The 14,550-nt window shown below is 71.6% G+C and carries 10 protein-coding genes; 9 read left to right on the plus strand and 1 reads right to left on the minus strand.

From position 1 onward, the window contains the following. The 5 genes from ACWDEN_RS00005 to ACWDEN_RS00025 form a co-directional block, all read left to right on the plus strand. Positions 1 to 1,198: DUF3459 domain-containing protein (locus ACWDEN_RS00005; protein WP_450856379.1), on the plus strand; the 1,198-nt coding region annotated here is incomplete at its 5' end. Beyond that, positions 1,195 to 2,913 (plus strand): maltose alpha-D-glucosyltransferase, encoded by a 1,719-nt coding sequence (gene treS / locus ACWDEN_RS00010; RefSeq protein WP_351603774.1) that lies wholly within the window; start codon positions 1,195 to 1,197, stop codon positions 2,911 to 2,913. The genes ACWDEN_RS00005 and treS, both read left to right, overlap by 4 nt. 32 nt (positions 2,914 to 2,945) lie before the next feature. Next, positions 2,946 to 4,313: a maltokinase N-terminal cap-like domain-containing protein gene (locus tag ACWDEN_RS00015; RefSeq protein ID WP_351603773.1), complete on the plus strand. Its 1,368-nt coding sequence runs from the start codon at positions 2,946 to 2,948 to the stop codon at positions 4,311 to 4,313. A gap of 4 nt (positions 4,314 to 4,317) precedes the next feature. Beyond that, on the plus strand, positions 4,318 to 6,519 hold the full coding sequence (glgB, locus tag ACWDEN_RS00020) for a 1,4-alpha-glucan branching enzyme (RefSeq protein ID WP_351603771.1): 2,202 nt from the start codon (positions 4,318 to 4,320) through the stop codon (positions 6,517 to 6,519). 95 nt (positions 6,520 to 6,614) lie between these two features. After that, positions 6,615 to 7,703, plus strand: coding sequence for a glutamate--cysteine ligase 2 (locus tag ACWDEN_RS00025; protein WP_351603769.1), 1,089 nt, complete (start codon positions 6,615 to 6,617; stop codon positions 7,701 to 7,703). A gap of 10 nt (positions 7,704 to 7,713) precedes the next feature. On the opposite strand, the gene ACWDEN_RS00030 is transcribed toward ACWDEN_RS00025, so the two are convergent. Continuing rightward, positions 7,714 to 7,947, minus strand: a complete 234-nt coding sequence (locus ACWDEN_RS00030) for a DUF6480 family protein (RefSeq protein WP_351603767.1) — start codon at positions 7,945 to 7,947, stop codon at positions 7,714 to 7,716. A 150-nt stretch (positions 7,948 to 8,097) separates the two neighbouring features. Here ACWDEN_RS00030 and ACWDEN_RS00035 point away from each other — a divergent pair, with 150 nt between their 5' ends. The 4 genes from ACWDEN_RS00035 (at position 8,098) to ACWDEN_RS00050 (ending at position 14,549) form a co-directional block, all read left to right on the plus strand. Next, positions 8,098 to 9,996, plus strand: coding sequence for an AMP-dependent synthetase/ligase (locus ACWDEN_RS00035; RefSeq protein WP_351603765.1), 1,899 nt, complete (start codon positions 8,098 to 8,100; stop codon positions 9,994 to 9,996). Positions 9,997 to 10,161: 165 nt separating this feature from the next. Beyond that, on the plus strand, positions 10,162 to 10,596 hold the full coding sequence (locus ACWDEN_RS00040; RefSeq protein ID WP_351603763.1) for an ATP-binding protein: 435 nt from the start codon (positions 10,162 to 10,164) through the stop codon (positions 10,594 to 10,596). Between the two features lie 201 nt (positions 10,597 to 10,797). Then, positions 10,798 to 12,171, plus strand: coding sequence for an NAD(P)/FAD-dependent oxidoreductase (locus ACWDEN_RS00045; RefSeq protein WP_351603761.1), 1,374 nt, complete (start codon positions 10,798 to 10,800; stop codon positions 12,169 to 12,171). Positions 12,172 to 12,326: 155 nt separating this feature from the next. After that, positions 12,327 to 14,549, plus strand: a complete 2,223-nt coding sequence (locus ACWDEN_RS00050; RefSeq protein WP_351603788.1) for an FUSC family protein — start codon at positions 12,327 to 12,329, stop codon at positions 14,547 to 14,549. Position 14,550 lies beyond the last annotated feature (1 nt).

Raw genomic sequence — 14,550 nt, forward strand, 5'->3', positions numbered from 1 at the left:
CGTGGGCGTGCCGTGGGCGATCGGCTCTCCCGAGGGCGGGCACGACGCGGTCCATCCCGGCCTCGGCACGATCGAGGACTTCGACTTCTTCGTCGGCGAGGCACAGAAGCTGGGTCTGGAGGTGGCGCTGGACTTCGCGTTGCAGTGCTCCCCCGACCATCCCTGGGTGCACAAGCACCCCGAGTGGTTCCACCATCGCCCCGACGGCACGATCGCGTACGCGGAGAACCCGCCGAAGAAGTACCAGGACATCTACCCGATCGCCTTCGACGCGGACATGGACGGGCTGGTCGCGGAGACGGTACGGCTCCTGCGGCACTGGATGGGCCACGGCGTGCGCATCTTCCGTGTCGACAATCCGCACACCAAGCCGGTCGTCTTCTGGGAGCGGGTCATCGCCGAGGTCAACCACAAGGACCCGGACGTGATCTTCCTGGCCGAGGCGTTCACCCGGCCGGCGATGCTGCACACCCTCGCCCAGATCGGCTTCCAGCAGTCCTACACCTACTTCACCTGGCGCAACAGCAAGCAGGAACTCACCGAATACGCCAGTGAGTTGGCAGGGGAGGCCGCCGCCTACATGCGGCCGAACCTCTTCGCCAACACCCCGGACATCCTGCACGCCTACCTCCAGCACGGCGGACGCCCCGCCTTCGAGGTACGGGCCGTCCTCGCCGCCACCCTCTCCCCCACCTGGGGCATCTACAGCGGCTACGAGCTGTGCGAGAACACCCCGCTCAGGGCGGGCAGCGAGGAGTACCTGGACTCGGAGAAGTACCAGCTCAAGCGACGGGACTGGGAGGCGGCCGCGCGCGAGGGCCGTACCATCGCGCCCCTCATCACCCGCCTCAACACCGTCCGACGGCAGCACCCCGCGCTACAGCGCCTGCGGAACCTCCGCTTCCACCGGACCGACAACGACGCCGTGCTCGCCTACAGCAAGAGCACGGGCGCGGACACGGTCATCGTGGTCGTCAATCTCGACCCGCACCACGCCCAGGAGGCCACGGTCTCGTTGGACATGCCGCAACTCGGCCTGGACTGGAACTCCGCCCTGTCCGTGCACGACGAACTGACGGGTGAGACGTACCACTGGGGCAGGACCAACTACGTGCGCCTGACGCCCGGCAGCGCGCCGGCGCACGTGCTCCACGTCGGGCGATCGACGCCCCAGAACGGAGGGCCCGCGGCCTCATGACCGTCAACGAACCCGTACACGACACCTTCGAGGACACACCGGCCAAGGACCGGGATCCGGAGTGGTTCAAACGGGCCGTCTTCTACGAGGTCCTGGTCCGCTCCTTCCAGGACAGCAACGGTGACGGCATCGGCGACCTGAAGGGTCTGACGGCCAAGCTCGACTATCTGCAGTGGCTGGGGGTCGACTGTCTGTGGCTGCCGCCGTTCTTCAAGTCCCCGCTGAGAGACGGCGGTTACGACGTCTCCGACTACACCGCGGTGCTGCCCGAGTTCGGTGACCTCGCCGACTTCGTGGAGTTCGTGGACGCCGCCCACCAGCGCGGCATGCGCGTCATCATCGACTTCGTCATGAACCACACCAGCGACCAGCACCCGTGGTTCCAGGAGTCCCGCACCAACCCGGACGGCCCGTACGGGGACTACTACATGTGGGCCGACGACGACAAGCAGTACGAGGACGCCCGGATCATCTTCGTCGACACCGAGGCCTCCAACTGGACCTTCGACCCCGTGCGCGGCCAGTACTACTTCCACCGCTTCTTCTCGCACCAGCCGGACCTCAACTACGAGAACCCGGCCGTGCAGGAGGAGATCCTGGCGGCCCTCAGGTTCTGGCTGGATCTCGGGATCGACGGCTACCGGCTCGACGCCGTCCCCTACCTCTACGCCGAAGAGGGCACCAACTGCGAGAACCTGCCCGCGACCCACGAGTTCCTCAGGCGGGTCCGCCGCGAGATCGACGCGATGTACCCGGACACCGTGCTGCTGGCGGAGGCCAACCAGTGGCCGGAGGACGTCGTCGACTACTTCGGGGACTACGCCACCGGCGGCGACGAGTGCCACATGGCGTTCCACTTCCCCGTCATGCCGCGCATCTTCATGGCCGTGCGCCGCGAGTCCCGCTACCCCGTCTCCGAGATCCTCGCCAAGACACCGGCCATCCCCTCCGGCTGCCAGTGGGGCGTCTTCCTGCGCAACCACGACGAGCTGACCCTGGAGATGGTCACCGACGAAGAGCGCGACTACATGTGGGCCGAGTACGCCAAGGACCCGAGGATGCGCGCCAACATCGGGATCCGGCGGCGCCTCGCCCCCCTGCTCGACAACGACCGCAACCAGATCGAGCTGTTCACCGCCCTGCTGCTGGCCCTGCCCGGCTCACCGATCCTCTATTACGGCGACGAGATCGGCATGGGCGACAACATCTGGCTCGGCGACCGCGACGCCGTGCGCACCCCGATGCAGTGGACCCCCGACCGCAACGCCGGCTTCTCGACGTCCGATCCCGGACGGCTGTTCCTGCCGACGATCATGGACCCGGTCTACGGCTACCAGGTCACCAACGTCGAGGCGTCGATGTCCTCGCCGTCCTCGCTGCTGCACTGGACCCGCCGCATGATCGAGATCCGCAAGCAGAACCCCGCCTTCGGTCTCGGCTCGTTCACGGAACTGCAGTCCTCCAACCCTGCGGTGCTGGCCTTCCTGCGCGAGTACGGCGACGACCTGGTGCTGTGCGTCAACAACTTCTCCCGCTTCGCGCAGCCCACCGAACTCGACCTGCGGGCCTACGACGGCCGGCACCCGGTCGAGCTGATCGGCGGCGTGCGCTTCCCCGCCATCGGTGAACTTCCCTACCTGCTGACCCTGCAAGGCCACGGCTTCTACTGGTTCCGGCTCACCCGAGTCGCATCCCGCATCGGCCGCCGTCGCTAGCGCGCCCGGCGCCGAGGAAAGGACGCGTCACCATGCCGAAGACCATCACTGTCCGACCGAGAACGGTGGCCGGGCTCGACGGCCCCCTGGCCTCGCTCGGCGGGCTGCTGCGCCAATGGCTGCCCAGGCAACGCTGGTTCGCGGGCAAGGACCGGCCCGTCACCGATCTGTCGGTGCTCTCCGTGACCGAGCTGTTCCCGGGCTGTCTGCACCTGCTGGTGCACGCCTCGCACGCGCCGGTGCCCACGCCGGGCGGCACTCCCCCGCCCGGTGACTGCTACCAGCTGCTGCTGGGCCTGCGCGAACACCTCGCCCCACGGCTGGAGCGGGCGTACATCGGGCGGGCCGAGGAAGGCCCGTTCGCCGGGCTCGCGGTCTACGACGCGCTGCACGACCCGCGCTCGGCAAGCCTGCTGCTGGAGCGGCTGCGGCAGCCCGGCGCGGCCGGCCCGCTGCGCTTCCGGACCGACCCGGCCGCCCGCGTGCCCGGCGGCCTGCCGCCGCGCCTGCTGGACGCCGAGCAGTCCAACTCCTCGATCGTGTACGGCGACGCGTACATCCTGAAGGTCTTCCGCCGGATCCAGCCGGGCGTCAACCCGGACCTGGAGGTGACGGCCGCGCTGTCCGCACAGGGGTGCACCCGGGTGCCGGCACCGGTGGCCTGGTTCGGTACGACCGCGCCGCAGCCGGCCACGCTGGGCGTGCTGCAGCCGTTCCTGCCGGACGCGACCGACGGCTGGACGCTGGCGCTGCACGCGCTCGCCGCCGGTGACGACTTCACCGCCGAGTCCCGGGCGCTGGGCTTGGCCATGGCCGAGGTGCACCTCGCGCTGGCCGAGGCCTTTCCGTCGGCCGGGCCCGGCGGCGAGAACAGCCGTACGGCCGAGGCGATGTGCGCACGGCTGGACGCGGCCGCGCACGCCGTGCCGGGGCTGCTGCCCTTCGTGCCGGGGCTGCGGGCCGCGTTCGGGGCGCTGGCCACCTGCGACTCCGGGCCGCCCGCCCAGCGCATCCACGGCGATCTGCACCTCGGTCAGGTGCTGCAGGCCGGCCGCGACTGGTTCGTCATCGACTTCGAGGGCGAGCCGTCCCGGCCGCTCGCCGAGCGGCAGATCCCGCAGTCCCCGGTGCGGGACGTGGCGGGGATGCTGCGCTCCTTCGACTACGCGGCCCGGCAGCGCCGCCCCTGGCGACCCGAATGGGCGCGCCGCTGCCGGGAGGCGTTCTGTGCGGGCTACGCGGCCCGCGCCGGCTGGGATCCACGCAAGAAGCACGCGCTGCTGCGCGCGCACGAGACGGACAGGGCGGTGTACGAGGTGCTGTACGAGGCGAGACACCGGCCGGACTGGCTGCCGGTACCGATGGCGGCGATCAAGCGGCTCGCCGTGTGGGGAGGATGACGTCATGGCTCTGCGCGACACCTCGCTCCCCGAGGCAGCCGGCCCCGCGCCGGCCCCGGCCCTGCCCCTCGACGCGGCCGACCGCGGCCGGCTGCTCGGCGGCGCCCACCACGATCCGCACGCCCTGCTCGGCGCCCACCCGGTCCCGGGCGGCGTCCTGTTCCGGGCGCTGCGCCCGAACGCGCGCACGGTGAGTGTGGTGGTCGACGGGATGCGCAGCCCGCTTCGCTCGGAGGGCGACGGTCTGTTCGCGGCCGTGCTGCCGTACCCGGAGATCCCGTCGTACACGCTGCTGGTGACCTACGACGACGCCGAGCAGGAGGTGCACGACCCGTACCGCTTCCTGCCCGCCCTGGGCGAGCTGGACCTCCATCTGATCCGGGAGGGGCGGCACGAGCAGCTGTGGCAGGCGCTCGGCGCCGAGCCGATGACGCACCAGGGCGTGACCGGCACCCGCTTCACCGTGTGGGCGCCCAACGCCCAAGGAGTGCGGGTGGCCGGGGACTTCACGTACTGGGACGGCACCCAGTACCCGATGCGGTCGCTCGGCGCGTCCGGGGTGTGGGAGCTGTTCCTTCCGGGGATCGGCGAGGGCGCCCGCTACAAGTTCGAGATCACCTCGCGCTACGGCCACCGCTTCCTCAAGGCCGACCCGATGGCGCGGTGCACGGAGACGCCGCCGGACACCGCGTCGGTCGTCGCGGTCTCGCGGTACGCGTGGGGCGACGCGGAGTGGATGGCGCACCGAGGTGACACGCCCGTGCACCAGGCGCCGTTCTCGGTGTACGAGGTCCATCTGCCCTCCTGGCGGCCTGGTCTGACGTATCGTCAGCTGGCGGAGGAACTCCCCGCCTATGTCAAGGAGATGGGCTTCACGCATGTCGAGCTGATGCCGGTCGCCGGGCATCCGTTCAGCGGCTCCTGGGGCTACCAGGTCACCTCGTACTACGCGCCGATGCCCCGCCTCGGCTCCCCGGACGACTTCAAGTACCTGGTGGACTCGCTGCACCGGGCGGGCATCGGTGTGATCATGGACTGGGTGCCGGCGCACTTCCCCAAGGACGACTGGGCGCTGGCCCGGTTCGACGGGGATCCGCTCTACGAGCCCGGGAACGCGACGCGCGCCGAGCACCCGGACTGGGGGACGTACGAGTTCGACTACGGCCGGACCGAGGTGCGCAACTTCCTCGTCGCCAACGCCGTGTACTGGTGCCAGGAGTTCCACATCGACGGGCTGCGGGTGGACGCCGTCGCGTCGATGCTCTACCTGGACTACTCGCGGGACTCCGGCCAGTGGCAGCCGAACGTGTTCGGCGGCCGGGAGGACCTGGACGCGGTCGCCTTCCTGCAGGAGATGAACGCCACCGTCTACCGGCGCTGTCCGGGCGTGGTGACCATCGCGGAGGAGTCCACCGCCTGGGACGGGGTGACCCGGCCGACGGACCGCGGCGGGCTCGGCTTCGGGCTGAAGTGGAACATGGGCTGGATGCACGACTCGCTCCAGTACATCCAGAAGGAGCCGGTGCACCGCAAGTACCACCACGACGAGATGACCTTCTCGATGGTGTACGCCTACAGCGAGAACTACGTGCTGCCGATCTCCCACGACGAGGTGGTGCACGGCAAGCGCTCCCTGGTGTCGAAGATGCCGGGCGACTGGTGGCAGCGGCGCGCCAACCACCGCGCCTATCTGGGCTTCATGTGGGCCCATCCGGGCAAGCAGCTGTTGTTCATGGGGCAGGAATTCGCCCAGGGAGCGGAGTGGTCCGAGCCGCACGGCCCCGAGTGGTGGCTGCTCGGCGACGACTACCACTCGGCCGGGGACCACCGGGGCGTGCGGGATCTGGTGCGGGATCTGAACACCGTGTACCGGGCGACGCCGGCGCTGTGGCAGCGGGACACCGACCCGGGCGGCTTCCGGTGGGTGCTGGGCGACGCGGCGGACGACAACGTCTTCGCGTTCCAGCGCTTCGCCGCCGACGGCTCCCCGCTGCTCGCGGTGTCGAACTTCTCCCCGGTCGTCCGGCACGAGTACCGGCTGTGGGCCGGAGAAGAGATCCCCGCCTGGCAGGAGGAGCTGAACACCGACGACGTCCGCTACGGCGGCAGCGGGGTCGGCAACGAGGGGCTGCTGAAGCCCGAGGACGGGTTCATCAGGCTCACGCTGCCGCCGCTCGCCACGGTCTGGCTCGCGCCGGAGCACTGAAAGCCGCAGGTGTCGGCGGCCCGCCCAGGGGCAGTCGGGGGTCGTACAGAGCCTTGACTGCCCCTCGTGGCATGGACACGGAAGGGTGGCACCACGTGCGCACCGTGGGAGTGGAGGAGGAGCTCCTTCTGGTCGACCCCGACAGCGGCGAACCGAAGGCGCTGGCGGCGGCCGTCCTCGAACGGGTCGCCCATGACGATCCGGGACAGCACGTCTTCGAGAAGGAGCTGTTCCGGCAGATGCTGGAGTTCGCCACGCATCCGCAGGCGAACATGGCGGACCTCGGCGAGGAGATCGTGCGCTGCCGCAAGGAGGCGGCGCGGCACGCCGGGGAGCTCGGCTGCGCGGTCGCGGCGCTGGCCACCTCTCCCCTGCCGGTCAGCCCCTCCCTCAGCGTGAACGAGCGGTACCAGTGGCTGGCCGAGCACTACGGGATACCGACCTGGGAGCAGCTGGTGTGCGGCTGCCATGTGCATGTGTGCGTGGAGTCCGACGAGGAGGGCATCGCCGTCCTCGACCGGATCCGCCCGTGGCTCCCGGTGCTCCGCGCGATCAGTGCGAACTCGCCGTTCTGGCAGGGCCGGGACACGAGCTACGCCAGCTATCGCAGCCGGGTGTGGAACCGCTGGCCGTCGGCCGGGCCGACCGAGCCGTTCGCGTCGGCCGAGCGGTATCACCAGCGGGTGGCGGACATGGTGGCCACCGGCACCCTGCTGGACGAGAGGATGGTCTACTTCGACGCGCGGCTGTCCGCCCGCTATCCGACCGTGGAGGTCCGGGTGGCGGACGTATGCCTCGGCGCGGACACGGCCGTGCTGATCGCGACGCTGACCCGCGCGCTCGTGGAGACGGCCGCTCAGCACTGGCGGGCGGGCCGGCCGGCGCCCGGCCACAGCGTGAGCCTGCTGCGGCTCGCCGACTGGCAGGCCGCCCGCTTCGGCCTGGAGGAGGACCTGCTCGACCCGGCGGCGATGCGGGCCGAACCCGCCGCGCAGGTGCTGCGGTCGCTGCTCACGCACACCTGGGACGCGCTCTGCGCGACCGGCGACGCGGACCGCGCCGAGCAGGGCATCACGGAGCTGCTGCGGCGCGGCAACGGCGCGCGCGAGCAGCGCCGGCTGCTGGAGCACGGCGGCGGCCTGCGGGGCGTCGTCACCGAGTGCGTCCGGCGTACCCAGGGCTGACCGCCCGCGGTCAGACGATCAGCATCAGGGCGTACACCAGGAAGAACAGCGCGACCAGGACGACGACGACCAGGATCAGCGTCAGCGGCGCCTTGGCCCAGCCCCGGGGCGGATTGTGCGTCTCGCGGGGCCCGGCCCCGGGCATGCTGCTCTCGGCGGGCGGCGTCTCGCCGGGCGGTACCGAGCCGCCGGGCTCCAGCCCGGTGGTCCGCTCGGGTTCGGGATCCGGGTTCACGTGACTCATGTCTGCCGAGTCCCCAGGACACGCCCGGATCATCAGCTGATCACGACTTCCTCGTTCCCCCTGCCGAACGCGGTCCGCTGGGCTACATTCGAGCACCGCCGATACCGAGCCGGTCGGCGGTGTGACCCTCTGTACATCCAGGAGCAGCGCATGCGCGACGTCGCCCTCGCTCCCGCCGTTGCCCCGCCGCTCACCGGCGGCCTCGCCGACAGCGTCTTCGACACCGCGGAGCTCAGTCCCACCCTGCCGGTGCTCGCCCATCGCGTGGACTCCGCCGCCACCGGGTGGCAGGAGGTGACGGCCGTCGAACTGCGTGACGAGGTGGTCGACCTGGCCAAGGGGCTGATCGCCGCCGGGATCTCCCCCGGCCACCGGGTGGCCCTGATGTCCCGCACCCGCTACGAGTGGACGGTGTTCAGCCATGCGCTGTGGGCCGTGGGCGCCGAGATCGTGCCGGTCCATCCGGCCTCCTCGCGGGACCAGGTCGAGTGGATCCTGCGGGACGCCGGCTGTGTGGCCGTGGTCGTGGAGGACGAGCAGGGCGTCATGACCGTCGGCACGGTGTGCGCCGGGCTGCCGCGGCTGCGTCACGTCTGGCAGCTGGACGCGGGCGCGGTGCCCGAACTCGTCGAGCGGGGCCAGGTCGTGCCGTACACCACCGTGGAGTCGCTGCGCCGGATCGTGCTGCCGGACGCCACGGCGGCGGTCGTCTACACCTCCGGCACCTCCGGCCGCCCCCAGGGCTGCGCGCTCAGCCACCGGAGTCTCGCCTACCCCTGCGACACGTACCTGGCCGGCTGGAAGCACACCGCGGCTCCGCCCGGCGAGCAGCCGTCCGTGCTGGCGTTTCTGCCGTTCTCCCATGTGTACGGCATCATGATCATGCTGGTGTGTGTGCGCGGCGGCGCCCTGATGGCGCACGAGCCGGAGCTGACCGCGGCGTCGCTGGCATCGGCGCTGACCACGTTCCGGCCGACGTATCTGTACGGCGTGCCGTCGGTGTTCGAGAAGCTCTACAAGAATTTCCTGCAGGCGGCCGAACAGGCGGGCCGGGGTGCCCTGTTCGAGCGGGCCGCGCAGACCGCGCGGGACTTCGCCCAGGCACAGGAGCGCCACCGGCTGGGCACCGGGCCGGGGCCCGGGTTCGAGCTGAGGCTGCAACACGCCCTGTACGAGCGGACGGTGTACCGCAGGCTGCGCGCGGCGCTCGGCGGGCGGGTGGTGCGCGGCACCTCCGGCGGTTCCTCGCTCAACCGCGAACTGAGCCTGTTCTACGAGGGCATCGGGGTGTACATCCACGACGGGTACGGCCTCACCGAGTCCTCCGGCGGGATCACCATGCAGCCGCTCGGCCGGGAGAAGTCCGGTACGGTCGGCCGGCCGCTGCCGGGCACCGAGATCCAGGTGGCCGACGACGGCGAGATCCTGGTGCGCGGTCCGTCGGTGTTCCAGGGCTATGTCGGCGACGAGCCGGCGACACGGGCCGCGCTGCGCGGCGGCTGGCTGGCCACCGGGGACATCGGGCGGCTGGACTCCGAGGGCTATCTGACGATCACCGGGCGCAAGAAGGACGTCATCGTCACCCGCGGCGGCACGAGCGTCGCCCCGGCCCCGCTGGAGCAGCGGCTGCGCATGCATCCGCTGGTCCACCAGGCGGTCGTGGTCGGCGACGACCGGCCCTGCGTCGGCGCCCTGATCACCCTGGACCCGGACTTCCTCGCGCATTGGCGGGCCGCCCTGGCCCTGCAGGGCGACAGTCCGGCCCGGGAGAGACGGGAGGAGAACGCGTTGCGGGAGGAGATCGCGCGGGCCGTCGCCTCCGCCAACAGCGCCGTCTCCCGGGCGGAGTCCATCCGGGTCTACCGGGTGCTCCCGGAGCCGTTCGCCGCGGACAACGGGCTGCTCACGCCGTCGATGAAGTTGCGCCGGGACGTCATCGTGCGGCACTACGCCACGGAGATCGACGCGATGTACCAGGCGCGGTCCCGGGCGGCGCGGGTCCCGCAGGAGCCGGCGGACTGGGACGAGCCCGACGACGTCTTCCGCTGACACCCCGCGCCCGCAAGGCGCGCCCGTCCGGACCTCGGGCCGGGCCGGAAGGATATCCGGCCCGGCTGCGGGAACTCGCAGGCACAGGATGAGATCAGCACCGACAGCCGTCCTGGTCGGAGGGCCTCGCCACGTCCCTGACCGCCCGGGACGGGGGAATGCGCTATGGCTACGGAGCCACGTGGGGACGACACACCGCGCTCGGAGGACGGGTACGAGCGCAGTTTCTCCTTCGCCGGTGAGCTGCGCAACGTCACGGAGGCCCGGCTCGCCGCGGAGGAGTGGCTCTGCGCGCTCGCCACCCGGGCGCCGCCCGCCGCGCCCGAGTTCTGGGACGACATATTGCTGGTCGTCACGGAGCTGGCCGCGAACGTGATCCAGTACGCGCCCGGGCCGTTCGGTCTGCGGATGCGCCGTACCTTCGACGGCGTCCACGTGACGATGCGCGACACGAGCACCACCAGGCCGGAACCGCGCCCCTTCCACCCGCGCACGGGCGGCGGCGGCATCGGCTGGCACCTGCTGCACACGCTGTGCACGCAGGTCAGTGTCGTCGTCCACGACGAGGGCAAGGACATCCACGTCTTCCTGCCCTGGTGACCGCACCGGATGTGCGACGTGTATCTGTGCGACAACCGGTTACTCCAGCTCCAGCGGGGGCATGCTGGAGCCCACGCGTTCGTCTGCCTGCCGCAACCGGCTGGCGGGACGGCTCGGGGCACGGTGGGATCGAAGGTGGTGCGCACCGGTCCCGGGCACACGAACGGCGTGGAGTCGGACCGCCTGGAGCCGCAGAGAGGGATGAACACCGTGACACGACCCAGGATCCTGGTGGTTGGCGCCGGCTTCGCCGGAGTCGGGTGCGTCCGCCGTCTGGAGCGCAAACTCGCTCCCGCCGAGGCCGACGTCACCCTGGTGACGCCGCAGTCCTACCAGCTGTACCTGCCCCTGCTGCCTCAGGTCGCCTCCGGCGTGCTCACGCCGCAGTCGATCGCGCTGAGCCTGCGCCGCAGCAAGAAGTACCGCACCCGGATCATCCCGGGTGGCGCGATCGGCGTGGACCTGAAGGCGAAGGTGTGCGTCGTCCGCACCATCACCGACAAGATCGTCAACGAGCCCTACGACTACATCGTGCTGGCCCCCGGCAGCGTGACCCGGACCTTCGACATCCCGGGTCTGACCGAGCACGCCTTCGGGATGAAGACCCTGGCCGAGGCCGCCTACATCCGCGACCACGTCATCTCGCAGCTCGACCTCGCGGACGCCAGCGACGACCCGGCGGAGCGGGCCGCCCGGCTGCAGTTCGTGGTGGTCGGCGGCGGATACGCCGGCACCGAGACCGCCGCCTGTCTGCAGCGGCTGACGCACGCCGCCGTACAGCGCTACCCGCGTCTGGACCCCGGCCTGATCAAGTGGCATCTGATCGACATCGCGCCCAAGTTGATGCCGGAGCTGGGTGACAAGCTCGGCCGCAGCGCGCAGGAGATCCTGGGGCGGCGGGGCATCGAGGTGTCGCTCGGCGTGTCGATCGACAAGGCCGGCGCCGAGGAGGTCACCTTCACCGACGGCCGGGTGGTGCCGACGCACACGCTGATCTGGACCGCCGGCGTGGTCGCGAGCCCGCTGATCGGCACGCTCGGCGCGGAGACCGTGCGGGGCCGGCTGGCGGTCACTCCCGAGATGTCTCTGCCGGGCCACGACGGGGTGTTCGCGCTCGGCGACTCGGCCGCGGTGCCGGACCTGGCCAAGGGCGACGGCGCGGTGTGCCCGCCGACCGCGCAGCACGCCATGCGGCAGGGCAAGCGGGTCGCGGACAACGTCATCGCGACGTTGCGGGGTGCGCCGCTGCAGCCGTACGTGCACCGCGACCTCGGCCTCGTCGTCGACCTCGGCGGCAGGGACGCTGTGTCCAAGCCGCTCGGCGTCGAGCTGCGCGGAGTGCCGGCCCAGGCGGTGGCCCGCGGTTACCACTGGTCGGCTCTGCGCACCAACGTCGCCAAGACCCGGGTGATGACCAACTGGCTGGTGAACGCGGTCGCCGGCGACGATTTCGTGCGCACCGGCTTCCAGGCCCGCAAGCCGGCCCGGCTGAAGGACTTCGAGTTCACCGACGCGTATCTGACGCCGGAACAGGTGCGGGCGCGGGTGGAGGGCGGGACGGCGGACAGCCCGTGACACAGAGCGGCGGGAGCTGATCCGTTCCTCGGTGCTGACCGTGCCCGTGGGGCAACCGGTCCGGACCGTCGTGCGATGCTGGGTCGGAGATCGGTTTCCGGCACGGGAGAGAGCACGGCGGCGTGAGCACAGCGGGACGACCTGGGCGGGTACGGATGTGGGACCGGCTCGCGGCGTCCGATCCCGGGCTGCTCCGGCTCACCGCGGGAGCGCGCACGGTCACCGCGATCGCGCTCACCCTCGCCGTCCTGGCCGCCCTGCGGGTGCCGGTGCCCCAGCTGGTCGCCGGCGCCATGGCGGCGATGGTGTCGACCTTCGCCGTGCAGGAGAAACAGCGCGCGGCGCAGGCCGTGACCCTCGCGCTCGGCCTGCCGGTGGCCCTGGCGTCGGTGTCGCTGGGCGCGCTGCTGAACCAACGGGTCGTCGCCGGGGACCTGTTCTTCGTCGCCCTCATCTTCTGCGCGGTCTACGGCCGCCGGTTCGGCGACCGCGGCACGGCGCTCGGCCTGATCGGCTTCCAGATCTACTTCCTCTCCCTGTTCGTGCACGCGACCACCTCGGCGCTGCCCGCGCTGTGCGGGGTCATCTGCGTGGCCTTCGCATGCAGCGCCGTCGCGCGCTTCGTGCTGCTGCCGCAGACCCCGGCGGGCACCCTGGACCGGCTGCGGCGGGCGTTCCGCGCCCGGCTCGCGCAGCTGATCGCCGTACAGACGGAGTTGCTGGACGCCGGGCCGGACGACGTGGACAAGGTCCTGGACGATCTACGCACCGCCACCGCGCGCCTGCACGAGACGGCGCTGCTGATCCAGGGGCGGCTGGAGGACGGCACCTCCGACGCGGCGGTGGCCCGGCTGCTGCAGCGCCGCATCGCCGACGCCGAGATCGCCTCCGAGCGGCTCGGCCTGCTGCTGCTCACCGCGCGCAGCGCCGAGCGGACCGACACCCTCACCCTGCATCTGCCGGGCGCCCCGCTGCCCTCGAGCGGTGAGCTTCCGGTGCGGGACGAGGCGTCGGCGGCGCTGCGCCGGGATCTGCAGGCGCTGCGGCTGCTGATGCTGCGGCCGGCCGGCGAGGCCCGGGGCACCGCGCTCGCCCAGGTGCGCAACCGGCTGCTCGGCTACCGCGAGGAGGAGAACCTGCCCAAGGCCTCGCCGGCCGTGCAGGACGTCTTCCGTGGGCTCGGTGAGGCCGCCCGGGCCTCGCTGGGTCTGCGGGTCGCGCTGGAGGGGCCGCAGGACGAGTCCGACGACACCCCGGCGACGAGCCGCTCGCGCGAGGAGCTGGACGCGGAGGACGCCGCGATCGAGGCGGGCGAGGAGGCCGAGGCGGAGGAGCCGGGGCCGAGCGGTCTGCAGCGGCCCACGACCCGGGCCGCGGTCCAGGTGGCCGTCGGCTCCGCGCTGGCCATCGCGGGCGGCGAGCTGCTGTCCAGCCAGCGCTGGTACTGGGCGGTGCTGACCTGCTGGATCGTGTTCATCAACACCGCCTCGACCGGCGAGATCCTGGTGAAGGGCTACCGGCGGCTGCTGGGCACGGTGCTCGGCGTGGTGGCCGGCATCGGGCTCGCCGCTCTGGTCGGGCCCCACACGTGGACGGCGTTCGGCCTGGTGCTGGTGTTCATCTTCGCGATGTTCTACACCGCCCCGCTGTCGTACACGCTGATGTCGTTCTTCGTGACGGCGATGCTGGGTCTGCTGTACACGCTGCTGAACACCTACAGCATGGCGGTGCTGGTGCTGCGGGTGGAGGAGACGGCGCTCGGCGCGGCCTGCGGGGTGATCGCGGCGGCGGTGGTGCTGCCCGTGCGCACCGACCGCCGTACGAACGACCTCCTCGGCGCGGTCCTGGACCGGCTCGCCGAGGTCACACGGGCCGCCGTGGACCAGTTGAGCGGCGGGGCGGGCGCCGGTCTGGTGGAGCAGGCGCGCGATCTCGACCAGGCGCTGGCCGACCTGCGTGCGGCCACCCAGCCGCTGACCCATCCGATCACCCCGCTGCGCGCGCGCCGGAACACCGCCCGGTACGTGGTGGCGCTGCTGGAGACCTGCGCCTACCACGGGCGCTCGCTCGCGGCGACGGCCGAGTTGCTGCCGACGCACCCCTCGATCGCGGCGGATCCCCGGCTGCGCGGGGCGTGCCGGCGGATCGTGCACAACATCGAGGCGATCGCCGCGCATGTCGCCGACCCGCGTGCCACGGCGGAGATCGAGACCGGCTCCAGCATCGCCTCGATGCTGGAGCCGGGAACGCTGCGCACCCCGCGCTACGGCCGGGTCACCGACCGGGTGCTGCGCCATCTGCAGCGGCTGGACGAGGCCGTCTCGGGGCTGGCCCGGCCGCTGGGCGTCACCACGCGGGCGGACCGTCCGAAGAAGTGAC

The sequence above is a fragment of the Streptomyces sp. NPDC001153 genome (assembly GCF_053598315.1).